Here is a 25,440-nt window from a genome sequence, read left to right as displayed (position 1 = left end):
ACTGTCTCACCTCGTCCCGTCTCTGGCAAGATCGGTCAGCAGGCCGGCGGCGACGGTGATGCGGGCGAGATTCGGATCGCCACCCTCGCTGAGACCCGCCAGTTCCTCGGCGATGCGGTTGATCCGGATCCGGTCGCTCGCATGCCATGCCTGCACCGGCAGCTTTTCCTTGCCGTTGTTTGATAGCGCGGAGCTGACGATATCGCGGCGCGCGGTCGCGATCTGGTCGAGGCTTCGCGCCAGGGCCAGGTTTTCGTAGTGATCCGAAGTGGTGATGCGGCTACCGGCTGCCAACAGCCGGCCGATGCGGAAGGTCTGGCTCACCGCGAAATAGCTCTCGGCGGCGCGGATCAGCGGCTCGCCCGTGCGTTCCGCGATCTGCATGATCTCAGGCACGAGCGCGAAGCCGATCAGATGCGCGATCTCGGCTGCAAGCTTGTCCGGCACGCCGGCGGCTTGATATTCAGCTTGGCGCGCCTCGAGTTCGGGAACGACCTGGTTGGCGAAGACCGGCTGCAGCTTCTTGAAGGCCGCACGAAGCCTGTCGATAGTCTCGGCGATGTCACCCTTGGCCATCTGCATCTTCAACAGGAGACGCGTCAGCACGGTGAAGATATGGCTGATCTCCTCGTAGATGCGGTTCTGCATCTGGCCGGAAATCCGGCCGTCAAGCGCATCGGTCTCGCCCCAGAGCCGGCTCAGATCGAAGCCGTCGCGGGCGATGATGGCGGCGCGCACCACTTCGGGCGCCGATGCGGCCGTCGCGTCCATCATGCTGACGGCAAAGCTCGGGCCGCCGCGGTTGATGGCCTCGTTGGCCAACACGGTCGCCACGATCTCGCGCTTCAGGCGGTGGTTGGCTATATCCGACGCGTTGGACTTGCGCATCTTGGCCGGGAAGTATTGCGAAAGCGTCGCCTCGAAATAGGGATCATCCGGCAGGTCGCTGGCCGCGAGCGCGTCGAAGAGAACGATCTTGGCGTAGGACAGCAGAACCCCGATCTCCGGCCGCGTCAGCGGTCTGTTGGCGGCGTAGCGTTCGGCCATGGCGGTATCGTCGGGGAGCGTCTCGACCTTGCGGTTGAGCTGCTTGGCGGTCTCCAGCACGCCCATGAAGCGGGTGAGCTCGAGGCCGTTCGCGGTGCCCTTGCGCTCGGTCAGCGAGATGGCGAGCGACTGCAGGTAGTTGTTGCGCAGCACCAGCTTGCTGACTTCATCGGTCATCGAGGACAGCAGCTGGTCGCGCTTCTGTCGCGTCAGACGGTCGTCATGCATGGCCGCCGCAAGCGCGATCTTGATGTTTACTTCGACGTCGGAGGTGTTGACGCCGGCGGAGTTGTCGATCGCGTCGGAATTGCAGCGACCGCCCTTCAGGCCGTAGGCGATGCGGCCGCGCTGTGTGACGCCGAGGTTCGCGCCCTCGCCGATCACCTTGGCGCGTACCTCGTCGGCGCTGACGCGGATCGGATCGTTGGCGCGGTCGCCGACATCGGTATCGGTTTCCGATGTCGCCTTCACATAGGTGCCGATGCCGCCGAACCAGAGCAGGTCGACAGGGCTTTTCAGGATCGCGGTTATGACTTCGAACGGTGTCGCGACCGTCTTGTCCATGCCGATCGCGGCTGCGGCTTGCGCGGTCAGCGTCACCGATTTCGCCGAGCGCGAGATGATCATGCCGCCCTTCGAAAGCAGATTCTTGTCGAAGTCCTGCCAGCTTGAGCGCGGCAGATTGAACAGCCGCTGACGTTCCGCCAGGGTCTTGGCCATGTCAGGGTCGGGATCGATGAAGATGTCGCGGTGGTCGAAGGCGGCCAAAAGCCGGATCTTCGGTGACAAGAGCATGCCATTGCCGAAGACGTCGCCCGACATATCGCCAACGCCCGCGACCGTGAACGGTGTCGTCTGGATGTCGATGTCCATTTCGCGGAAATGGCGCTTCACCGTCTCCCAGGCGCCGCGTGCGGTGATGCCCATCTTCTTGTGATCGTAGCCGGCGGAGCCGCCCGATGCGAAGGCGTCGTCGAGCCAGAAGCCGGCTTCCTGCGCCAGCGCATTTGCGGTGTCGGAGAAGGTTGCCGTCCCCTTGTCGGCGGCGACAACGAAATAGGGGTCGTCGCCATCAAGCCGCACGGTGTTTTCAGGGGGAATGATTTCGGTGCCGGAAATGTTGTCGGTGATCGAGAGCAGCGTGCGGATGTAGGTCTTGTAGGCTTCGCGTCCGGCATTGAAGATCTCGTCGCGATTGCCGCCGACAGGAAGCTTCTTCGGATAGAAGCCGCCCTTGGCGCCGACGGGTACGATCACGGCGTTCTTGACCTGTTGTGCCTTCACCAGACCCAGCACCTCGGTGCGATAATCCTCGGCGCGATCCGACCAGCGAAGCCCGCCGCGCGCCACCCGGCCGAAGCGCAGGTGGACGCCCTCGACCTCGACGCCATAGACGAACATCTCGCGGAACGGCTTCGGCGCCGGCAGGCCGTCGATCAGATGCGGATCGAGCTTGAAGGCCAGCATCGCCTTTGCGGAACCATCGGGATTGCGCTGGAAGTAGTTGGTGCGCAGCGTCGAGTCGACCACGTTGACGTAACGGCGCAGGATACGGTCGTCATCAAGGCTTGGAACGTCCGACAGCGCGGTCTCGATCTTGGCGTGAAGATCGGTCGCCTTCTTGATCCTGTTCTTCTCCGTCAGCTTCGGGTCGAGGCCATCGTGGAACAGGCGGAAGATGAGCGACGAGATAGCCGGGTATTTATCCAGCGTCGTCGCGATGTAATCCTGCGAATAGGCGATGCCGGCTTGGCGCAGATAGCGCGAGTAGGCGCGCAACACGCTCGTCTCGCGGGCCGACAGCCCGGCCGAAATGATCAGGCGGTTGAAGTTGTCGTTGTCGATGACACCGGCAAAGGCGAAAAGGAAAGCTTCTTCAAGTGCGGCTCCATGCTGCTGCAGATCGATCTCGGCGCCGCTTTGGGCTTCGAGTTCCATGTCATGCAGTACCACCAGCTTCTCGCTGCCGTCAGCCAGCGTCACGTTGATGTCGAAGGTACCTTCGCTGATGACGCTGAAGCCGAGATTCTCTAGCAGAGGCACGCGGCGGGAGAGCGCGAGCTGGCCATTGAAGTGGAAGATTTTCAGGCAGAGCAGCGACACGCCATCCTTAATGCGTGTGTAGAATTCGATGCGGATCTGCTCGCCCGTCGCGCAGGCGACGATGTCGGCGAAGTCGGCGAAGGTTTCTTCCGGCGGGAAGAGATCCTGGTAGGCGTTGCTGACCTTGATCTTGGGCGCCTTCGGACCGGCAAGCATTTCGAAGCGGTCGTCCCAGCGGGCCGTGATCGCTCGGATTGCTTCTTCGAGCTTTGCCTGAGGGATACGCGGGGTCTTTCCGCCGGAGCGGCCGATGATGAAATGGACGCGGGCGACGCCGCCTTCGGGGAAAGCCGGGTAATAGGCCGAGACGCGGCCATCATAGATGGTCTTGAGATAGGTGCCGATCTTCTCGCGGACGATCGAATCATATTCCTCGCGCGGCACATAGACGATAACGGAGACGAAACGATCGAAGTGATCGATGCGCGGCAGCACCCGTACGCGGGGCCTGTCGGTCAGATCGTTGATCTGCTCGGCGAAGGTGGCAAGCAGGGCGGTGTCGATCTGGAAGAGATCGTCGCGCGGGTAGGATTCAAGCGTATTGTCGAGCATGCGGCCGGAATGGCTCATCGGATCGAAGCCGAAATGCTCCTTCACCTTCTCCACCTTCGAACGCAGCAGCGGAATATCCGTTGCGAGCGACGTGTAGGCGGTCGAGGTGAAGAGGCCGACGATGCGCAGCTCGCCGGTGACATTGCCGTTCTCGTCGAAGCGTTTCACGCCGACATAGTCCATGTAGGCGCGGCGGTGGACGACCGATTTGACGTTGGCCTTGGTGACGATCAGGAACTCCGGGCCGTCGAGGAAGGCGAGGATTTCCGGCGTCGTGGTGACGGCATCGCGGCCGGTCCGGAGCACCAGGACATCCGGGTTGGAAAGGATGCCGAGCCCCGTGCCCTTGTCGCGCTCGACCTTCGCATCCGAGCCCTTGCCGGAATAGACATATTCGCGCATCCCCAGAAGGGTGAAATTGGCATCGCGCAGCCATGTGAGGAACGCGACCGCTTCGTCGCGATCCGCCTTGCGGCGGCCGACATTGCGCGACGACAGTTCGTCGATGGCGGTGCCGAGCTTGTCCAGCATCGGCTTCCAGTCGGAGACTGACAGGCGCACCTGTTCGAGGACGATCTCGATCCGCTCGATCAGGTCTGCGGACTGCGCCGGGGTGAGCGGCGCGAGGTGAAGCTGAATGTGGCTGACGCGGTTTGCCGGCTCGCCCGGCATATCCGGCGAATAGAGTTCCGGCGGGCGACCTGGCTGCATGACGAGAATGGGATGAACCGCCATGAAGAGATCGCGGTAGCTGCTCGTCACCTCTCCCATGACCGATTCGTAGAGGAAAGGCATGTTGTGATCGGTCACCGACAGGACCGATACCGCCACGCCATCCGGCTCGACGTTGTCGAGCGAGGTGATGGTGACGCGCGGCGCGTTGCCGGTCCAGGCGGCGAGCTCGGCCGCGCAGTGGACGGCGGAAATCGCCAGCATTTCAGGCGTGTAGGATTCGAGGTCGTCGCCGCTGGCGCGTCCGAAGAGGATATCCGGCGCGAGATAGTGCTCGCCCATCGCCGTCGCGATCTTGTTCGCGCTCTCGATCTGCTTTTCCCGTTTCGGATTGTTTCGAGCAGCCATTGACTGTGTCCCCCATTTTCTCGATTGCGCGCAGGTTAGCAGAAGGTTTGACAGAAAAATTGCTAAAATAGGGACGTCGATCGCAGTTTTCGTGCGAATTTAGCCGGCATGTCGTCAATTCTGTAAAAAGTGATCCGAATATGATTTTCTTCGCCAGAACTTTGATCACGTCCGAATGAAGAGTTGTTGACAGTCGCGCAGCAAAAAGACGATCAACTGAGGATCGGAACCCGGATCGGATAAACATGTCGCAGAATGCAGCAGGCACGGTCATCGTCATATCGAGCCACGTCGTTCGTGGATCGGTCGGCAATCGGGCGGCGGTTTTCGCGCTCGAGACGCTCGGCCACCAGGTATGGGCGCTGCCGACCATCGTTCTGCCCTGGCATCCGGGCCACGGTCGTTCGACGCGGCTGACCTTCGCGGAGGCCGATTTCGACGCGGCGATCGACGATCTCATTCGCGCGCCGTGGATCGGCGAGGTCAAGGCGGTGCTTTCGGGCTATTTCGGCAATGCAGCGCAGGCCCGCTCCGTCGGCCGGCTGATCACCGCGCTCAGGGAGCAGAATCCCGATCTGTTTTACGTTTGCGATCCCGTCATGGGTGATCTCGGTGGGCTCTATGTTCCCGAGGCGACCGCTGAAGCTATCCGGGACAATCTGATCCCGCTGGCATCGTTGGCAACCCCAAATCGTTATGAACTTGCCTGGCTCTCCGGCGCGCCGCTGGAGAGCAACACCGAGATCATGGAGGCGGCGCTCGCGCTCGGTCCCGCGCGCATGCTGGTGACCTCGGCGGTGCCGATGATGGCTGGTGGAACGGGCAACCTCTATCTCTCCGGGCGCCACGCGCTGCTTGCCGAGCACCGGCTGATCGACAATCCGCCAAACGGGTTGGGCGATCTTCTTGCCGCGCTTTTCCTGTCGCGACTACAGTCCGACATGGAAGATGAGAAGGCGCTGCAGCTGGCGACGGCCAGCGTCTACGAGGTGCTGGCACGGGCGGTGAAGCGCGGCAGCGACGAGCTGACGCTCGCAAACGACGCCTCCAGCCTGTCGACGCCGATGGCGATGGTGCAGATGCGGCATCTGATGCACCCGGCGCAGCGGCGAAAGAGCTAGCGGCCGCGCCGTTAACGCATTTGGCGCTGCGATATTGATCTTGCATCGCTCACGCTGTAATCGAAGATCATGCAGCGTTTTCCAGATACACTTCTCGACGGCTATCGCAACTTCATGAGCGGGCGTTATGCCGACGCACGTGACCGGTACAGGACGTTGGCGGAGCACGGGCAGAGCCCGAGCACGCTGGTCATCGCCTGTTCGGACTCTCGCGCAGCGCCGGAACTCATCTTCGATTCCGGGCCCGGCGAGCTCTTCGTCGTCCGCAACGTCGCCAACATGGTGCCGCCCTACGAGCCTGACAGCAATTTCCATGCGACCTCGGCTGCGCTCGAGTTCGCGGTTCTGGCCCTGAAGGTTACCGATATCGTCGTCATGGGGCATGGTCGCTGCGGCGGTATCCGCGCGGCGCTCGATCCCGATGCCGAGCCATTGTCGCCCGGTGACTTCATCGGTCGCTGGATGTCGCTGGTGCGGCCGGCGGCAGAGCAGATCCAGAGCAACGACGTGATGACACCCGGCGAACGCCAGACGGCGCTGGAGCGCGTGTCGATCCGCAACTCGATCGACAATCTCCGCACATTTCCGGAGATCAAGGCGCGCGAAGAGGCTGGTGACATACAGCTTCATGGCGCCTGGTTCGATATTTCGACCGGCGAGCTCTGGGTTATGGACGCAGAGACACGCGACTTCATTCGCCCTGACGTCTGACACCATAATCCGAGACAAGAAAAAGGCGCCGCGGTTTCCCGCGGCGCCTTTTTCGTTTCATCATCAGGTCTGAATCAGTTCGCGTCGATCTGCTGACCGATGTAGGCGATTGCCTGCTGGTAGACCGTTGCCGCGTTCCAGCCGGAGATGGCTGCGAAGTTCGGCTCTCCGGGCTGGTAGCCGGCGCCCGGACGCCAGCCGTGGCCCTTCAGGAAGTTTGCGGTCGAGGCCAGCGCATCGGCGCGTGAGCCGACCATGTCGACCCGGCCGTCACCATCGCCATCCGCACCGTAGAGCACGACGTTGCGCGGGAGAAACTGTGTCTGACCGATTTCGCCGTGGGCGGCGCCGCGCGCCTGCGGGCTGAGGAAACCTTCGCCGACGAGCTGAAGCGCGGCGTAGAGCTGGTCAGTAAAATAGGCGGTGCGGCGGCAATCGAAGGCGAGCGTGGAGACGGCGGACATGGTGTGCTGGGTGCCCATGTAGCTGCCGAAGCCTGTTTCCATACCCCAGATCGCGATCAGCGGGCCGGCCGGAACGCCGTACTTGCGTTCGATGTTGGCAAAGAGCGCTGCGTTGGAGCGCTTCATGCCCTTGCCGCGCGAGATGATGGCCTGGCCGCCGCGCTTCTGCATGAAGGCGTCGAAGGAGAGCTTGAAGCTCTTCTGGCCACGGTCGGCGGAGATGGTGGGTCTGTTGTAGACGACGTTGGCGAATGCCTTGTCGAGAACGGAACGGCTGACGCCGTTGGCCGCTGCTTCCTGCTTGAAGGCAACTACCCACTGGTCGAAGCCCGCGCTGGTGTTGCTGCACTGTGGTGCCGCTTCAGCCGTTGCCGGAAGTGCCTGGAACATGGCGAACACTGCCGCCGCTGCCAGCAAAAGTCTTGTCTTGCGCATCGAATACCCCGATCCCGATCAGCCTAGCCTTCAGCCGGGCTGCAGCCCGCTATCGGCGATATTGTCCCGACCATCCGTTGATTAAGCGCGGGAAGCCTTTCGGCACCCCGCGCCTTTGAGAATAAGCCTTAACTTAAGTAACGGGCTTAACAAGACATGGTTAAGAAAATATTCAAGCGGCCTGCTTGCGCGGCTTCACAAGTCCGCGATTGACCAGCAGCTCGGCGATCTGGATCGCGTTCAGTGCTGCGCCCTTGCGCAGGTTGTCGGAAACCACCCACATGTTGAGGCCGTTCTCGACGGTTGCGTCCTCGCGGATGCGCGAGATGAAGGTCGCGTCTTCACCAGCGGATTCGTAAGGCGTGATGTAGCCGCCGTTCTCGTGCTTGTCGATCACCTGGCAGCCCGGCGCATCGCGCAGGATATCGCGAGCCTGATCGGCAGTGATTTCCTTCTCGAACTCGATGTTGACCGATTCCGAGTGGCCGATGAAGACCGGAACGCGCACGGCCGTGCAGGTCACCTTGATCTTCGGGTCGAGCATCTTCTTGGTTTCAGCCAGAACCTTCCACTCTTCCTTCGTGTAGCCATCTTCCATGAAGCTATCGATGTGCGGAATGACGTTGAAGGCGATGCGCTTGGTGAACTTCTTGTTCTCGATCGGATCGGCGACGAAGACCGCGCGCGTCTGATTGAAGAGTTCGTCCATGCCGTCCTTGCCGGCGCCGGAAACGGACTGGTAGGTCGAGACGACGACGCGCTTGATGGTGGCGGCTTCGTGAAGCGGCTTCAGAGCCACGACGAGCTGGGCGGTCGAGCAATTCGGGTTGGCGATGATGTTGCGCTTGGTGAACTGCTCGATGGCGTCAGGGTTCACTTCCGGCACGATCAGCGGAACGTCCTGGTCGTAGCGCCATGCCGACGAGTTGTCGATGACGACGCAGCCCTGCGCGCCGATCTTCGGCGACCACTTCTTCGAGACGTCGCCGCCGGCAGACATCAGGCAGATATCGGTGTCGGAAAAATCGTAGTTTTCGAGGTTCATGACCTTCAGCGTCTTGTCGCCGTAAGACACTTCAAGACCCTGCGAGCGCGCGGAGGCGAGCGCTACGACTTCGTCAGCGGGAAAACCGCGTTCGGAAAGGATGTTGAGCATCTCCCGGCCGACATTTCCGGTGGCTCCCGCAACTGCAACTTTAAAACCCATTTTCAAGCTCTCTTTCTCATCTCTCCTCTTGTTCGGTGAGGGGGAAAGCGCGCAACGATTGCGGCTTTCTGTCCCCAGCCGAGCCGGGGAGAGAGCGGCAGGCCAGAGACGTCAGACGGTTTTCGTCGTCGTTTTGGCCTTGGTTTTGGAAGAAACCGGAAAAATCATAACCATCCCGGCAACTCGTGCCCGGTCACTGCGTGCAGCAATGGCGTGTTCTTGGCGAACCATGGATATTCCTTTTCCACCGCTGCTCTTAAAAGGTTTTCCACAGGAGTCAAGGTTTTTGCTAGGGGCCGCGCTGTGCTGATAGCGCTGGCGCGGCCCTTGCGGTGTCACTTCCGATTGATGCCACGGCCGTTATCGGAGCGTACGGAGACTGTCTGGAGTGACCGGCCCTGGGGCGCCTTCAGCTTGGCGGAAGCGGCGCGACCCAGCTTTCTCTTGCGCTCCAGATGATAGGCGTAGACGAACTGGATCACGATACCGAGAACCACGAAGATCGGGCCGACGACCTGGTCACCGTTGTTGATGTAAAGCAGTACCTGGCCGATCATCGCCAGGATCGTGCCGGCGACGAAGATGTTCAGCGAATGGCGGCCGAAGATGACCAGCGGATTGTCCTCGGGGCGGCGCAGCAGGTTGGAGAGTGCGCTAATGTTGAGCACCAGATAGGTGAGCGCGAGAACGTGCAGCAGGCGCGGCAGGGACAGGAAGGTCTTGTCGAAGCCGGTGATGACTGGCGGCAGGCCAAGCGAGGCCAGCGCGTTGCCGATGCCCCAGAGCTGGCCGACGACCCACACGAAGGACAAGGCGACATAGCCGGCGGCCAGGGCCATCAGCATCGGGTGGTGCGGTAGCTTGCCACCACGGCGCACGTGCATCATGCCGACGATGCCGATCGTGAACAGGAACTGCCAGGACAGCGGATTGAGGAACCAGTAGCCCTCAAGCAGCGTGTTGTGCGGCGCTATTTCGTAAATCCCGGAGAAAAGCCAGACCGAACCAGAAACCGTCAACGCGAGCAGGGGGCTCTTGCTTTCCAGCAGGAGGATGAGGGGGATCATCAACATCAGCGCGCCATACATCGGCAGGATGTTGTTGTAGCCGATCTGGTGGCCAAGCCCCATCAGCGACGGAATGCCGGCCTGCGGATTGGTGAGCACGGGAAGGATATTGATTTCGCAAAGAAGGCCCGGACGGTGGAATAGCCAGGCGCCCGCGATGAACAGCGCGAGTGTCATGAATGTCGTGATCATGTGGGCGAGGTAAAGCGTGAAGGCGCGCTTCGTCGACTTCTTGGCCGTTTCGAACCAGGCACCCACCTTGAAGCGTGAGCCGTAGGCAATGCCCACGGCGATGCCCGAGATCAGCACGAATGCTTCGGCGGCATCCGAGAAGCCGTAATTCTTGGTGGTCAGATGTTCGAAGATCTGGCCGGGCACGTGATTGATAAAGATCGTGATCAGCGCGAGGCCGCGCAGAACGTCCAAGCGCGTGTCTCGTTTCGATGGCGCCGCGGTCGCGATTCTGCGTCCTGCACCGAACGTGTTTTCGGGCGTCGTTACCATTGACCTCTCCATGCTTCCATTTTGCAAACGCGGTTGAGGCCAAAAGGTTTCCCTTTTGGCCTCAACGAATCGCCGGATGGTTTGCATGAAAAGTGCGGTTATCCGACCGGATATCCCTCATCGGGATCGGTGACTTGACGTCCGTTGATGGTCAAATCGTAGCCCCTTGGATGGGACGATTTTGAGACCGAAATGAGGTATTTAGCTCCTGCGTGCTCGATTTCCGCAGAGAAGCCTTCCCACGTTGTCGGCAGCGACGGCTTCACATGGATACGGCCGTTCTTAAGCCGGATTCCGAGGATGCCCTCGACGGCAGCGCGGTAGAGCCAACCGGCGGAACCGGTGTACCAGGTCCAGCCACCACGACCGGTCAAGGCGCCGTCGCCATAGACGTCGGCGGCAATGACATAGGGTTCCACTCGGTAGTGCTCAGCGGAGGCTGGGTCCTTGGTGTGGCTGATCGGGTTCAGGAGGTCGAAGCAACGCAGTGCGTCGTCGCCGCGATTGAGTTCGGCCAGCGCCATGACGACCCAGGTAGCCGCGTGGGTGTACTGGCCGCCGTTTTCGCGAACGCCGGGCGGATAGGCCTTGATGTAACCGGGATCCTTGGCCGAGTTGGCAAAGGGCGGCGTGAACAGGCGGATGATGCGCGCGTCCATGTCGACGAGCTTGGCGAGTACCGAATCCATGGCCTTGGCGGCATGGGCCGGATCGCCCTCACCTGACAGAACGCTCCAGGACTGCGCGATCGAATCGATCTGGCATTCCAGGCTTTCCTTCGAACCAAGCAGGCTGCCGTCATCGAAAGTGCCTCGGCGGTAGTGGGCGCCATCCCAGGCGGCGGTTTCAAGCGCTGCCTTGAGTTCGGTGAGATGCTTGCCCCAGCGTTCGACGCGGGCGGTGTCGCCACGTTCGGCTGCGAAGGCGCTGAAGGAGCGCAGCGCGCCTGCGAGGAACCAGCCGAGCCATACGCTCGTGCCCTTGCCGCCGATGCCGACGCGGTTCATGCCGTCGTTCCAGTCGCCGCCGAGGAAGAGCGGCAGGCCGTTGGCTCCCTTGCGGGCAATGGCGAGATCGAGCGCGATGGCGGCATGCTCGTAGACGCTCACCTTGTCCTCGGATTTTTCCGGGCGGTAGAACGAATCGTGCTGTCCCTGCAGAAGCGCCGGGCCTTCGATGAAGGCAAGCTCGTCGTCGAGAACGCTCTTGTCGCCAGTCACCGTGCAATAGTGGTGAATTGCATAGGCCAGCCAGACCACGTCGTCGGAGATCAGCGTACGAACGCCTGCACCCGTTCCAGGCAACCACCAATGCTGGACGTCGCCCTCGCGGAACTGGCGCGAGGCGGCGTTGACGATCTGCTTGCGGGCGATCGATGGCTCGTGCAGCACGAAGGCCAGCGTATCCTGCAGCTGGTCGCGGAAGCCGAAGGCGCCGCTGGCCTGATAGAAGGCCGTGCGTGCCATGATGCGGCAGCCGAGGCTCTGGTAGGGGAGCCATGTGTTGATCAGGGTGTTCATGCCCTGATCGGGGGTCGAGATCTGCAGCTTGCCAGTGAAGGCGTGCCAGAAGTCCCGATTTGCCTGAACCGCGCCGTCGAAGGATGCCTTGCGGATATCGGCGATCAGTGCGCGGGCTTCTTCCTTCGTCGCGGTATCGCCGAGATAAAGGATGACGTCACGCTCTTCGCCGGCGGCGAGATCGATGTCGATTGCGAGAGCCGCTGCCGGATCACCATCCAGATCGATGTTGCTCGACAAAACGGTAGCCGGATTCAAGGCTGCTGGAGCCTTGATGGTGCCCGCCTTGCCGATGAACTCGCGGCGGCTTGCCGTGTAGCCCGACAGTTGCTCGCTGGCGGCAAAGAAGGCCACACGTGAGGAGTAGTCGATGCTGTAGTTGTTGCTCGCAAACAGGGCGCCGGTCTCGGCGTCGTGTTCGGAGAGAATGAACGGTGCCGTCTTCTGTGGATTGTTGCCGAGCACCCACTCGACATAGCCGTAGAGACGCAGCTTGCGCTGGCTGCTGCCGTTGTTGCGCAGGCGCAAGCGCTGCAGCTTCACCGGCCGCTCGCGATCGACCGTCTGCGTCAGCTCCAAAGAAACGTCGTTCTGGACGCTGGAGAAGACCGAGTAGCCGAGGCCATGACGGGCTTCGAACTGGATATCCTGACGGTCGGACAAGGCGGCAAACGGTGTCATCACGGTTCCGCTGTCCCGATCCATCACATAGATCGCTTCGCCCGGACGGTTGATGACCGCGTCGTTGGTCCAAGGGGTCAGCTGGTAGTCACGCGAATTGGTGCTCCAGGTGAAACCAGCGCCTTCGGCCGCGACGTGGAAACCGAACTTCTCGTTCGAGATCACGTTGATCCACGGCTGAGGGGTGGCATGGCCGCCCGGGATGCGGACGACATATTCGCGTCCGTCGCCGGAGAAGCCGCCGATACCGTTCCAGAAGTTCAGATCGCCATGCTCTTCGACAACCAGCGCCGGGACCTGTGCCTTGGCGGCCGGTGCCGTGCGCTTGGCGCGCGACTTCGTGGCGTTGACCTTCTCGAGTTCCTGCTGCTCTTCCTTGGTCGGCGCAAACAGCGCCACGGCACGATTGATCTGATCGATGATCTTGCCGTTCTTGGCATGGAAGGTGACGCGGGATGCCGAGATCAGCGCGTGGTAGGTCGCCTCCTCCATCAGATCCTTGCGGACCGTGAAGATGTGCTGGCGCAGGCCGTCTGCCTGGCCGAGACGACGAACGTTCTCGGCCATCTGGTCGACGGCGTGCTGCATGTCCTGCGCATACGAAGAGGCACGCTCGTTCATGATCACCAGATCTGCGGTGACGCCGCGCGAGCGCAGGTATTCCTGTGCCAGCAGGGCTTCCCTTGCGATATCCAGATCCATGTCGTCGTTGATGCGCAGGGTGAAGATCGGGAAATCGCCCGAAATCGCCAGCGGCCATAGCGAGGACTGCGACTGCATGCCCGCCTGCACCGCTGCGGTATCCGCACGCAGATACATGTCGGGGTAGACGAGGTGGCGGCCGAGATGCTGGAAGGCGGATGCCTGCTGCGAGGTGACGCCGACATGGCGCATCTGCACCTGCGTGCGCGTCCATGCCTGTACGAGCTCGTGGTTGAAGGCATCGGCGTGGCGGTAGCGATCGACTGCCTGGTCCACTTCGTTGCGCGATGGCGCCGCGATGGTCCAGAAAATGACGCTGACCTTCTTGCCGGCAGGAACACGGACTGTGCGGCGCAGCGAGAGCACCGGATCGAGCGTGAAACCGTCGGTACCCGAGAGCGTCGCACCCTGGTCGAAGGCGGCAGCGTTTGCGAGGCTGCGGCCGCGGCCGAGGAACTTGCGGCGGTCGGTTTCGAACTCGGTGTGGCGCGTCGCGCCGGCGTTATCGACGATCAGATGCGCGACCGCGATATTCGGCTCGTTGCCGTCGCGCTTGTTGCGCTCGACGCGAATGACGTCGCCGCGCTTGCCGATCTCCGTCTTCACGAACATGCGGGCGAAGGCCGGATGAGCGTTGTCGGTGTCGTCGTTGGTCAAGACCGGTTCGAGATAGGATGTCACTTCGATGAAGCGATCTTCCGTGCTGGTGTTGAGCAGCGTAAGGCGGCGGCCTTCGGCATCGTGCTCGGTGGCAACGATCACCTCGACTTCGCTGGTGAGCTCGCCGACGGTTTTGGTGAACTCGGCCTTTTCATCCGCGAAGAGAACCTTGACCTGTTCGCCTTCGATGCTCTTCGGTTCCGCGGTCGCCGACCACCATTCGTTGGTAGCGGTGTCGCGCAGGAAGATGAAGGTGCCCCAGCGATCCTCGGTCGGATCGGGCTTCCAGCGGGATACGGACTGGCCGTTCCAGCGCGAGTAGCCGGCGCCAGTGGCGGTCAGCATCATCGAGTAGTGGCCGTTGGAGAGGAAGACCAGTTCGCGATCACGGGCCGCAGGATCGTAGATCTTGCGGATTTCCGGACGCAGCAGGTCGTCCTGGATGCTGGCGGGGGTGTCGGACTCGTGCTTGCCGCTCATGACGGGAATGTCGCGCGGCGCCTTTTCCTGCAGCATCAGCTCAGCCGCTTCGATGACGGGATCGGAGTGGAAGAGTTCGCGCAGATGGCCGTTGAAGGCGACGTTGGCGACGGCCGCGATCGACATGCCATGGTGGTGGGCATAGTAGTTGTAGACGACAGCGCAGGTCTTGCCCTCAGGTACGCGGGTCGGCGTGAAGTCCACGGCATCGTGGAAGCCGTATTTGCCGAGCGCGCCGAGCTTGCGCAGGCGTTCGAGGTTCTCGATGGCCGCCGGCGGATTGTACTGGCTGGCGAGGATCGAGGCGTAAGGGGCGATGACCGCGTTGTGGCCGAGACCACGCTTCAGGCCGAGCGTCGGCACGCCGAAGTTCGTGTACTGGTAGTTGAGGTTATGGTCGCGGGCGTTGAAGGCCGCTTCCGAGATGCCCCACGGAATGCCCAGCTTGCGGGCGTAATTCATCTGCTCGACCACGACCAGATTGTTGGTCTGGTTGAGGATACCGCCGCCACGCTCCTGCATGACGAGAGGCGGCATCAGATATTCGAACATAGAGCCGGACCAGGAGACCAGCGCGCCGCGCGAGCCGACCGGCACGACCTGGCGGCCGAGGCGGTACCAGTGTTCGGTTGGCAGGTCGCCCTTGGCGATGCCGAAGAGACTGGTGAGGCGGCATTCCGATGCCAGAAGGTCGTAGCAGGCCTGATCGAGCTCGCCGCTTTCGACGCGGTAACCGATAGACAGAAGACGACGCTCCGGACGGAAGAGGAAGCCGAAGTCCATCGAGAATGCCAGATCGCGGGCCTTGTCGCGCAGCGCAATCAGGCGCGGACGCAGAGCGTCGATGTTGGCGAGGTCGAAGGTGCTGTCGGAGATATGGGCTTCGCAGACCTTTACCAGCGCCTCGGCCCACTGGGTGACCTCGGCGCTCAGCGCCGACTTCACTTCGTGATCGAGGTTGGCCGCGAGCTTCTGGATGTCGCGGGCAAGAACCGAGAGGTTGATGATGCGGATCGACGCGAATTCGTGCTCGCGCTTGACGGCGGCGAGCGCGTTCTGGAAGCCGATGATACGTTCCTCCAGACGGCGGCGCAGCGGACGCACGGTCTTGCGGTCATCCGGCAGGTCGGCCAGCACTTCGGCCAGGATGCCCGCCGTGTCGCCGACGCCATCGAGGCTGCCCTGCATGTGCGCGGACGGGGCTTCGGCCCAGTTGCGGCAGGCGGACGAGATCGCGATCAGGTGACCGGCGAGGTTGCCGCTGTCGACGGCCGAGACGTAGCGCGGTCCAAGCGTTTCCAGCGTATCGGTGTGGTACCAGTTGAACAGGTGGCCGCGGAATTTCTCCATCCTGTCGATGGTGGCGATCGTCTGCTCGAGGCGCTCGATCGTTTCCTCGAAGGAGAACCAGCCGAACTGGCGGCCGGAGACCACGGACAGGAGGTAGACGCCGATGTTGGTCGGAGACGTGCGGGTCGCGACGATGACGTGCGGCGTCTCCTGGACGTTGTCCGGCGGCAGGTAGTTCTGTTCTGCCGTCGTGAAGGTGTCGAAATAGCGCCAGGTGCGGCGTGCGATCTTGCGCAGATCGTTGGAGACAGATTCGGCGACTTCGAGGCGATCTTCGGTTTCCGCCGACTGGCTGACGTAATAGGCGACCAGCGGGGAGAGAATCCAGAGCGCAACGAAGGGGATACCGACGAGGTAGGCCTTGTCGCCGGAGACGACGGCGAAGGCGAGGCCGAGCAGTGCAAGCACCGGTGCATGCCACATGGCCTTGTAATAGGACCAGATCGTGCCCTGCTTGCCAGCCTGGACGCTTGCCGCGGTTTTCCATTGCAGCATCAGCTTGTGGCTGACGAAGAGGCGGTAGAGCGAGCGGCCGATGGCGTCAGCCATCATGCAGGCGCCGTCTGCGATGAATACGATGCGGAGCGCCACCTGCGCGTTGGCGGCGCGGATATCGGACCAGACGGTATAGAGGTGGGCGCGCGCGACGATATCGCTGGTGCGCGGAATGATGCCGTTGATAAGCGACAGCGTCGGAGCGACGAACAGGCAGAAGATCAGGACGATCTGCCAGATCAGGGCGCCGAGCGGATCCATGAAGTACCAGCCGAGCACGGAGGCGAAGAACCAGGCGATCGGGGTCAGCGAGCGACGCAGGTTGTCGAACATTTTCCAGCGGCCGAGCGCGGTGACGCCGTGCTTGGTGCTGAACATGTAAGGCAGCAGCTGCCAGTCGCCACGCGCCCAGCGATGCTGGCGCGACGTCTCGACTTCGTAACGGGTCGGGAAGTCCTCGACGAGTTCGAGGTCGGTCACGAGCGCGCAACGCGCCATCGAGCCCTCGAGCAGGTCGTGGCTGAGAACCGAGTTTTCCTCGATGCGTCCCTTCAGGGCAGCTTCGAAGGCATCGACGTGGTAGAGGCCCTTGCCGGTGAAGGTGCCCTCGCCCGCGAGGTCCTGATAGACGTCGGAGACGGTGAAGACATAGGGGTCCAGACCGCGGTTGATCGAGAAGACGCGCTGGAAGACGGATGCGTCCTTGCCAGTCGTCAGAGACGGCGTCACGCGCGGCTGCAGGACGCCATAGCCGCTCTCGACGCGGCCGGTTTCCGGGTTGATCACTGGGCGGTTGGTCGGGTGATACAGCTTGCCGACGAGCTTGGTGACGGCGTCGCGCATCAGACGCGTATCGGCGTCGAGCGTCATCACGTACTGTACGTTTTCAGGGACGATATTGGCGCCCGGCAGATAGGTCGTGTCACGGTCACCGCGCAGGAGCAGGTTCAGCTCATGCAGCTTGCCACGCTTGCGCTCCCAGCCCATCCACGCGCCTTCCGACGGATTGTAGAGGCGGCGGCGGTGCAGGAGATAGAAGCGGGTCTTGCCGTCATAGGCATAGCGTGCAGAGAGGTTTGCGACTTCGCGGCGAGCGTAGTCGAGAACTTCGAGATCGGCGGCCGTCTCCTCGACCTGGCTGTCTGGCCAGTCGCTCAGCAGTGCGAAGTAGATTTCGCCACGCGGGTTGGCGAGATAGTGAACCTCGATGTTGCGGACGAGTTCGTCGACGCTGTCGCGGTTGGAGATCAGGCAGGGCACGACCAGAAGCGTGCGTGCGTCTTCCGGAATGCCTTCCTTGAACTCATAGCCGACGAGGCGCGCCGGCGTGACGAAGAAGGAGAGCACGGTGTTGAAGAGACCCGTTGCGCCTTCCGATGCCGGCAGCGAGAACATGATCAGGAGCAGGATGATGGCCACCGGCGCCATGCCGGCGCTTGCCATGAAATGGCCGACGATGACCATCGCAAGAATGGTCAGGAGCAGCACCGGTACCGCGATCGACAGCCAGTTGAACCGGCGTACTGCGCGAACGAAATGCTGCACCAGCGTCGGGCTGTAGGTCGCTCTCGCTTCCAGCTTCGGACGCTGCGCGCCGGCGAGGAAGCTGCCGACATTGGGCTCGTGCGGATCGTCTTCGCCCGATTCCTTCGCCTCCGTCGTCATGTCGAGCGCGAGTTGCGCGATCTCCATTTCGGTCATGGTGGAGCGCTTGGCGAGCTTTTCGATCTGCTTGCGGTACTTGTTGCGCGAGCCGGAATCGAGAAGGCCGTAGTCGGAGTTGTCCCAGAGCAGCTTGTCGACGTGGCTGACCTGCTCGACCCAGACGGACCATTCGGTGTCGTCGATCTCGCGCAGGCTGCGAATGATGTTGCCCATGGTGACGTTGCCGGAGGAGAGACGGCTGTGTTCGGCCATCGTCGTCGCTTCGGTGTCGCGGCCGAGTGCCTCGAGGCGCTCATCCAGCCAGGTGATGGCAAGGCTCGAGGTCTGCGAGCCGTCGCGCATGCGGTAGAGGAACTGCGTCGAGAACGTATTGTCCTCGGCAAGCGGCTCAAGCGTCTTCAGATACTCGGCTGCCTTTGCCGGATCGGTCAGGCGCACCAATTCGTCGGCGGCCTCATTGGCGCGGCGGCGCATGCGGCGGCTGCGCTCAACGCGGATCGAGATGCGGCGCAGGTTTTCGACCAGAACGTAGCGCACCAGCGAAGGCAGCGCCCAGAGCTCGCCGATCCGCAGTGTTTCATGTTCCTGGAAGCCATCGACCAGAGCGGTGAGGCTTTCCTGCGAAATGGTGCTGTGCGTGTGCGCTACATAGAGCCAGGCCAGCGCCAGTGTGCGCGGGATCTTGGTGCCATTCACATCGATCGTCGGCAGTTCGCGGTAGAAGCGCTTGGGGAAGTCGCGGCGGACTTCCTGGATTGCTTCCTCGACGATGTAGTGGTTGTCCAGAAGCCACTCTGCGGCCGGGGTAATCGTCTCGCCGGCCTCCACATCCGCTGCCGTCGTGCGGTAGACGCGCAGGATTTCCTTCTCGTTCTCCTTATGCCGGGCGAAGAAGTCGAAGGGTGCGAAAGCGACCAGCGAATTGACACCTGAGGTGGCTGCGGATGCACCCATCGCCCTGATGTCTTCGATCGACATATAGGTCGCGCGGATCGAGTCGTTGTGATCGATCTGCTTGGTTTCGGACTCGCGGGACGGGCTCGGAGACGTGGGGGAAATAGACATGGGTTCGGTTCTGGATCCAAACAAAGTTATGGTCGGTAGGGTTTGCCTTGTGCACTGCCAAATATGACTGCCGCATGAACAATACCGGTCTTTTGCGGCCACACTGAAAACATTGGCAGGTGCAATCGAACGGCAATGCGAATCGATTTAGATTTGATCTTGCGACCAGCCGGGCAAAGAGGTGGGTGAGATTGAACGACGCCTCCCCGCCAAGCCAATCGGGAAAGTTGGACACTATTGCGACAATTCAAGTCAAGAGGTTTCGGCAAGTGGCGAACGCACGAAAAATCCGGCGCCTTTTGGACGCCGGATTTCGTTGATTATGCTGGATTTAGACGCGGCGCATGAGCCGCGCGACAAGCGATACAACAAACAGCACCAGGAATATGAAGAACAGTACCTGGGCAATCGATGCTGACGCGCCTGCGATGCCGCCGAACCCCAGAACGCCGGCGATCAGGGCTACAACAAGAAATACGAGTGCGTAGTAAAGCATTGCCATCTCCATTTAGTCGTTGCTGACCAGATAACGATGGTGTGCCTTTTTGGTTCCCTGCTTGGTGAAAAAGGGTTTGTTTTCGGTGCTCTAACCGATAACGCCGCAGACCACGGCTGCGAGAAAGGTGAATGCGGCCACGACCAGCGCCGCATTGGCTGCCAGATGCAAACGACCACGCGCCGTTGCCGGCTTCTTGGAGCGTCCGGAACGATAGTGGTCCGCGTGAGTATGCGACATACCCAAGTTTGCCATGTGTTGCCTCCGCCTGTTTCTAGCTCTTATTGAGAGCTCAGTTTCTTATATAGTCTATCTGAATGGTAGAGATAAAATTCCACCAGATGTCGCTTGCTGAGAAAATCCGTCTTGTCTTGGACGGCCTAAAAGGGACGGTCTAACAGATGGTGTGCCAGGCCCAGATCAGGGAGCGCTCCACCGCGCTGTCCTTGTAGGAGCTCTTCTTCTTCGCAACAATCTTTCGATCCCGCTTTGCCGTCTTGAACAGCGGAGCCGCCCGCTTGGCAGCCTTGGCTGGAGGTGCGAAGTAACCCATGGTCATGCCGCCGAGAAAGAACATCTTTATCTCCATGATCACGAAAGCTAACAGCCGTTAACGCAATCATGACAGAAGCAAGGCAGCTGTCAATAGTCTAGTCGATTGGTCGTGTTTTAACGGACCGTTATTCTTAACGGTCCGCCGATTGTTAAAAATTTCAATTACTTGAAAAGATTGGGCTTCAGACTTTCACGAAGCCCTTGCTCGCGACCATCAAACTTTTCGTGTAGTCTTCGTGAACTTCGGCCTTGGCGAGCTGATCGGCCGTCAGACGTTCGACCACGGTGCCACCGCGCATCACGGCGAGGTTTTCGCACATGTGGGTGATGACGCCGAGATCGTGGCTGACCATGACGAAGGTCAGTTTCCGGTCGCGCCTGACCTGCTCCAGAAGGTTCAGCACTTCGGCCTGCACGGAGGCGTCCAGCGCCGAAGTCGGCTCGTCGAGCAGCAGGATCGACGGTTCGACGATCAGGGCGCGGGCGATGGCGACGCGCTGGCGTTGGCCGCCGGAGAGCTGATGCGGATAGCGGAACCGGAAGCCGTTGCCGAGGCCGACTTCATCGAGCGCGCGAGCGATGCGCATATCGCTGTCCGAGATGCCATGGATCGCCAGCGGCTCGAGCAGCAGCCGATCGATCGTCTGGCGCGGATGCAGCGAACCGTAGGGGTCCTGGAACACCATCTGGACCTTGCGATAGAAGGCCTTGCTGCGCTTGGAACCCGAGAGCTGCTCGCCGTGGATCCTGATCGTTCCGTTCTTGACGGGAGCAAGGCCCGCGACGGCGCGTAGCAGGGTGGATTTTCCAGAGCCGGATTCACCGACGAGACCGAAGGACTGACCTTCGGCGATCTCGACGCTGACATCCTTCAGCGCATGGAAATGGTCGTAGATGACGGTGACATTGTCGACGGAAAGGGCTGCTGTCATGCGGCCCACTCCGGCTTGCGGTCCAGCACCGGCAGAGGATGCCTGTTTTCGCCGATCTGGGGCATGCAGTTCAAAAGTCCTTGCGTATAGGGATGGTGGGCGTTCTTGAGCTCGGAGGCCTTCAGCTCCTCGACCACCTTGCCGGCGTACATGACGATGACGCGGTCGCAGAAGGAGGAGACGAGGCGCAGGTCGTGGGACACGAAGATCAGACCCATACCGCGCTCGGACACCAGGCGGTCCATGATCCTGAGGACATCGAGCTGCACGGTTACGTCGAGCGCCGACGTCGGCTCGTCGGCGATCAGCAGTTCGGGGTCGGCGATCAGCATCATGGCGATCATGGCGCGCTGGCCCATGCCGCCGGATACTTCATGCGGATAGAGATTGAAGACGCGCTGCGGTTCGCGGATCTGCACGGCTTCCAGCATGGCAATTGCGCGATCGCGTGCTTCGCCCTTGCCAATCTTCTCGTGTGTTCTCAGCGTCTCGCAGATCTGCTTGCCTATCGTCATGACCGGATCGAGCGAATATTTCGGATCCTGCAGCACCATGGCGATACGCTTGCCGCGCAGTTGCCGACGCTCCTTGGCTGAGGCCGACAGAAGGTCGATGCCGTTGAAGTCGAGCGTATCGGCCGTGACGATACCATGCGGCGGCGTCAGCCCCATGATGGCGCGGCCCGTCTGCGACTTGCCAGAGCCGGATTCGCCGACGATGCCCAGGCGTTCCTTGCCGAGTGTGAAGGAGACGCCGCGCACGGCCTCGATGACGCCGGTGCGCGTGGGGTAGCTGACCTTGAGGTTCTTGACGGTGAGGAGCGTACTCATTGGCCGCTCTCCTTCGGATCCAGCGCGTCGCGCAGGCCGTCTCCAAGCAGGTTGAAGCCGAGGCTGACAACGAGGATGGCGATCCCCGGCATGGCGGCGACCCACCATTGGTCGAGGATGAAGCGGCGGCCCGAGGCGATCATCGCGCCCCACTCCGGCAGCGGCGGCTGGGCGCCGAGGCCGAGGAAGCCGAGGCCGGCTGCCGTAAGGATGATGCCCGCCATATCGAGCGTGACGCGCACGATCAGCGAGGAGATGCAGAGCGGCATCACATGGCGCACGACGATACGCAGCGGCGACGCGCCCATGAGGCGGACAGCCGAGATGTAATCGGAGCGCCGTACCGTCAGGGTCTCCGCGCGCGCGATACGGGCGTACGGCGGCCAGGAGGTGATGGCGATGGCGATGATGGCGTTCTGGATGCCCGGACCGAGCGCTGCGACGAAGGCGAGCGCCAAGACAAGCTTCGGGAAGGCAAGGAAGATGTCGGTGATGCGCATCAGGATGGCATCGACCCAGCCGCCGGCATAGCCGGACACGGTGCCGACCAGGAGGCCGATCGGCGCCGAGATGATGGCGACGAGGACGACGACCATCAGCGTCAGGCGGGAACCGTAGATCAGGCGCGAATAGATATCGCGACCCTGGTCGTCGGTACCGAGAAGATAGCCCTCGGCGCCGGGCGGCAGAAGGCGAGCGTTGCGGAGATCGCCGACGACGGGCGAGTGCGTGGCCAGCACATCGGCAAAGGCGGCCATCACGAGCAGCGCGATGATGATGAAGAGGCCAACAACCGCCAGGCGGTTGGCGGTAAACTGCCGCCAGGTGACGTAAGCGCGGCCGAGACGGGCCTGGGTGCGCGATTGCGGCCGGTCGGAGAGCAGCCACTCGCGGCGGGTCATCGGTCTGACATTGGTTGCGGTGTTGTTTGCTTGCATGCTCATCGGGTTCGGGTCCTGGGATCGAGGGTCCGATAAAGAAGATCAGACAAGAGGTTGATGCCGATGAAGACGGTGCCGATGACGATGGTGCCGCCAAGCACGGCGTTCATGTCGGCATTCTGCAGCGAATTGGTGATGTAGAGGCCGATGCCGGGCCAGGAGAAGACCGTCTCGGTCAGGACCGAACCTTCGAGCAGTCCGGCATAGGAGAGCGCGATGACGGTGACGAGCGGCACCGCGGCGTTCCGCAACGCGTGGCCCCAGATCACCCGGGTTTCCGACAGGCCCTTGGCGCGCGCGGCAACGACATATTCCTGGCTGAGTTCGTTCAGCATGAAGCTTCGGGTCATGCGGCTGATATAGGCGAGCGAGAAATAGCCGAGCAGCGAGGCTGGCAGGATGATGTGGCGGAAGACGTCGTAGAAGACATCCCACTGTCCCTGCATGGCGCTGTCGAGCAGATAGAAGCCGGTGACCGGCGTGAAGCTGTATTCGAAGACGATATCGATGCGGCCGGGGAAAGCGACCCAGCGCAGCTTGGCGTAGAAGATCACCAGCGAGATCAGCGACAGCCAGAAGATCGGCACGGAATAGCCGATCAGGCCGATGACGCGAACGATCTGGTCGGCGAAGCTGCCGCGCTTGACGGCGGCGAGGACGCCGAGCGGGACGCCGATCACCGAGCCGATGATGGTGCCGAGCGTGGCGAGTTCGATCGTCGCCGGGAAAACGCGCTTGATATCGACCATGACGGGATTGGTCGTCAGCACCGAAGTGCCGAAATCGCCGGCCAGGATCCCTTTGAGGTAGATATAGAACTGCTGGTAGAGCGGCAGGTCGAAGCCCATTTCGCGCCGTACGCGCTCAACCACATGGGCGGGCGCGCGGTCGCCGAGAATGGCGAGCACCGGATCGATGGGCACGACGCGGCCGATGAAGAAGGTCACGGCCAGAAGGCCGAGATAGGTGGTGACGGCGGCGACCAGAAAACGGCCCACAGCCTTCGCAAAAGGAAGAGCACGGCCGGGTTTCGGCCGTGCTTCCGTCTTTGTTTCGACGATGCTCAATCTATCAATCCTGCCGGATCATTCCTTGCCGATCATGCCGACATAGTTGGTGTCGAAGCTCGGGCCGAGTTTGAAGTTCGTCACGCCCCTGCGGTAACCCGCGACTTCGGTCTGCTGGAAGATGAAGACGAACGGGCTGTTGGCCAGGTACTTCTTCTGGATGTCCTGATACATCGCCGCGCGCTTGTCGTTGTCGCGTTCGAGCAGGGCAGCCTTGGCTTCCTTGTCCAGTTCAGGCGCTTCAAACGTGTTGCGCCAAGCGAGCGTCTTCACGGTGCCGGCGTCGGAGTTATCCGGGTTGCTGGTGAAGGTATCGGCGTTGGAGTTCGGGTCGAAGTAATCCGAGCCCCACTGGCCGATGTAGATGTCGTGCGTGCGGGCGCGGAACTTGGTCAGCGTCTGCTTGCCGTCACCCGGGATGATTTCCATCTTGATGCCGGCCTGGGCGACCGACTGCTGGATGGATTCGGCGATACCGGTTACCGGCTGCGTATTGCGCACGTCGATGGTGACCGAGAAGCCGTCCTTCAGGCCTGCCTTGGCGAGCAGTTCCTTGGCCTTGGCGACGTCGAACTTGTATGGGTTCTCGTCAAGCGCGCCGAGCTGGCCCTTCGGCAGGAAGGTCTGGTGGATTTCGCCGATGCCCTTGATCAGGGTGGCGCCAATCGCGTCGTAGTCGACCAGGTACTTGAAGGCTTCCTGGACTTCCGGCTTCTTCAGGTTCTCGTTCTTGGAGTTGAGGCTGATGAAGTAGACGGTGCCCTTGGGCGCGCTTTCGCTGGCGAGATCGGTGTTCTTTGCAACAGCGTCGAGGTCGCCGGGCTCCAGGTTGCGGGCGATGTCGATGTCACCGGCCTCGAGCGCCAGGCGCTGCGCCGAGCTTTCCTTCATGAAGCGATAGATGACGCGGGCGAGCTTGGCCTTTTCGCCATAGTAGTTGTCGTTGCGCTCGAGCACGACCACTTCGTTGGCGCGCCATTCGCGCAGCTTGAAGGCGCCGGAGCCAGCATAGCCGGTCTTCAGCCACTCATTGCCGAAGTCGTTGTCGTACTTGTAGTCGGCCGACGGGGTAACCGGCTTGACGTGGTCGAGAACCAGCTTCTTGTCGACGACGGAAGCAACCGTTGCCGTGAGGCAGTTCAGGACGAAGCTCGGCGCGTAGGGCTTGTCGACCGTGAAGGTGAAGGTGTTTTCGTCGGTCGCCTTGGCTTTCTCGGTGACGTTGTCACCCGTGATGCCGAACTGGGTGATGATGAAGGCGGGGCTCTTGTCGAGCTTGACGGCGCGCTCGAAGGACCATGCAACGTCTTCGGCGGTGATCGGGTTGCCGGAGGCGAACTTCATGCCGGGCTTCAGCTTGAACGTATAGGTCAGGCCGTCATCCGAAACGGTCCAGCTCTCGGCGAGGTCGCCCTTGACCTTGGACGTGTCGGCCATGTCGAGGCGCACGAGCAGGCTGTAGGTGTTGCTGGTCATCTCGGCGGTCGAAAGCTCGAATGCTTCGCCCGGATCCATGGTGATGATGTCGTCGATCGCGAAGCCCTCGACGAGGGTATCCTTCGGGGTCTCAGCGAAGGCGGCGGGCGCGGCCATCATCAGGATAGAGAGGGCGGCGCCGGCGGAAAGCACACGGAAGCTGCGGTTCAATCTGGTCATCATCATAATTTTCGTCCCCTGTTCATTTTTGAATTTAGTCAAAGCACGTTAGCA

General features: G+C 61.7%; 16 protein-coding genes. 2 read left to right on the top strand and 14 right to left on the bottom strand.

All coding sequences use genetic code 11. From position 1 onward, the window contains the following. Positions 1–6: 6 nt before the first annotated feature. Complete coding sequence (locus ACIQUB_RS23855) at positions 7–4,782, bottom strand: NAD-glutamate dehydrogenase (RefSeq protein WP_402932832.1); 4,776 nt, start codon at positions 4,780–4,782, stop codon at positions 7–9. A gap of 245 nt (positions 4,783–5,027) precedes the next feature. Between ACIQUB_RS23855 and pdxY the strand changes: the two genes are divergently transcribed. Together pdxY and ACIQUB_RS23845 are read left to right on the top strand one after the other, a co-directional pair. Further along, positions 5,028–5,903, top strand: a complete 876-nt coding sequence (gene pdxY, locus ACIQUB_RS23850; protein ID WP_113238219.1) for a pyridoxal kinase PdxY — start codon at positions 5,028–5,030, stop codon at positions 5,901–5,903. Between the two features lie 69 nt (positions 5,904–5,972). Further along, positions 5,973–6,614: a carbonic anhydrase gene (locus ACIQUB_RS23845; RefSeq protein ID WP_018901094.1), complete on the top strand. Its 642-nt coding sequence runs from the start codon at positions 5,973–5,975 to the stop codon at positions 6,612–6,614. A gap of 74 nt (positions 6,615–6,688) precedes the next feature. On the opposite strand, the gene ACIQUB_RS23840 is transcribed toward ACIQUB_RS23845, so the two are convergent. The 13 genes from ACIQUB_RS23840 to ACIQUB_RS23780 all read right to left on the bottom strand — a co-directional run bounded on the left by ACIQUB_RS23840 (position 6,689) and on the right by ACIQUB_RS23780 (position 25,392). Then, positions 6,689–7,513: a lytic transglycosylase domain-containing protein gene (locus tag ACIQUB_RS23840; protein ID WP_112942639.1), complete on the bottom strand. Its 825-nt coding sequence runs from the start codon at positions 7,511–7,513 to the stop codon at positions 6,689–6,691. Between the two features lie 172 nt (positions 7,514–7,685). Then, positions 7,686–8,720, bottom strand: coding sequence for an aspartate-semialdehyde dehydrogenase (locus ACIQUB_RS23835; RefSeq protein ID WP_026283462.1), 1,035 nt, complete (start codon positions 8,718–8,720; stop codon positions 7,686–7,688). A 111-nt stretch (positions 8,721–8,831) separates the two neighbouring features. Then, complete coding sequence (locus tag ACIQUB_RS23830) at positions 8,832–9,059, bottom strand: hypothetical protein (RefSeq protein WP_113238218.1); 228 nt, start codon at positions 9,057–9,059, stop codon at positions 8,832–8,834. Beyond that, positions 9,056–10,291: an OpgC domain-containing protein gene (locus tag ACIQUB_RS23825; RefSeq protein ID WP_113238217.1), complete on the bottom strand. Its 1,236-nt coding sequence runs from the start codon at positions 10,289–10,291 to the stop codon at positions 9,056–9,058. Before ACIQUB_RS23825 ends, ACIQUB_RS23830 begins: the two co-directional genes overlap by 4 nt. Positions 10,292–10,389: 98 nt before the next feature. Beyond that, complete coding sequence (locus tag ACIQUB_RS23820) at positions 10,390–18,909, bottom strand: GH36-type glycosyl hydrolase domain-containing protein (protein WP_113238216.1); 8,520 nt, start codon at positions 18,907–18,909, stop codon at positions 10,390–10,392. Between the two features lie 331 nt (positions 18,910–19,240). Further along, the gene (locus ACIQUB_RS23815; RefSeq protein WP_018901089.1) at positions 19,241–19,405 is read right to left on the bottom strand and encodes a DUF1328 domain-containing protein; all 165 of its coding nucleotides are present in this window, start codon (positions 19,403–19,405) and stop codon (positions 19,241–19,243) included. A gap of 90 nt (positions 19,406–19,495) precedes the next feature. Then, positions 19,496–19,660: a hypothetical protein gene (locus ACIQUB_RS23810; protein ID WP_402932824.1), complete on the bottom strand. Its 165-nt coding sequence runs from the start codon at positions 19,658–19,660 to the stop codon at positions 19,496–19,498. A 139-nt stretch (positions 19,661–19,799) separates the two neighbouring features. Then, entirely contained in the window at positions 19,800–19,982 is a 183-nt protein-coding gene (locus ACIQUB_RS23805; protein ID WP_018901088.1) for a hypothetical protein, read from the bottom strand. A gap of 160 nt (positions 19,983–20,142) precedes the next feature. After that, entirely contained in the window at positions 20,143–20,892 is a 750-nt protein-coding gene (locus ACIQUB_RS23800; protein ID WP_113238215.1) for an ABC transporter ATP-binding protein, read from the bottom strand. Continuing rightward, complete coding sequence (locus ACIQUB_RS23795; protein WP_402932819.1) at positions 20,889–21,722, bottom strand: ABC transporter ATP-binding protein; 834 nt, start codon at positions 21,720–21,722, stop codon at positions 20,889–20,891. The genes ACIQUB_RS23800 and ACIQUB_RS23795 overlap by 4 nt, the downstream gene beginning before the upstream one ends. Then, the gene (locus tag ACIQUB_RS23790) at positions 21,719–22,666 is read right to left on the bottom strand and encodes an ABC transporter permease (protein ID WP_289730388.1); all 948 of its coding nucleotides are present in this window, start codon (positions 22,664–22,666) and stop codon (positions 21,719–21,721) included. The genes ACIQUB_RS23795 and ACIQUB_RS23790 overlap by 4 nt, the downstream gene beginning before the upstream one ends. Further along, on the bottom strand, positions 22,663–23,730 hold the full coding sequence (locus ACIQUB_RS23785; protein ID WP_018901084.1) for an ABC transporter permease: 1,068 nt from the start codon (positions 23,728–23,730) through the stop codon (positions 22,663–22,665). The genes ACIQUB_RS23790 and ACIQUB_RS23785 overlap by 4 nt, the downstream gene beginning before the upstream one ends. A gap of 18 nt (positions 23,731–23,748) precedes the next feature. Continuing rightward, positions 23,749–25,392, bottom strand: coding sequence for an ABC transporter substrate-binding protein (locus ACIQUB_RS23780; protein WP_113238213.1), 1,644 nt, complete (start codon positions 25,390–25,392; stop codon positions 23,749–23,751). Between the last annotated feature and the right edge of the window lie 48 nt (positions 25,393–25,440).

The organism is Rhizobium sp. NPDC090275 (assembly GCF_044772225.1).
Taxonomy (GTDB): Bacteria; Pseudomonadota; Alphaproteobacteria; order Rhizobiales; family Rhizobiaceae; genus Rhizobium.
Note: the sequence above shows the minus strand (reverse complement) of the source record. Positions and strands in the feature narration are given on the sequence as shown.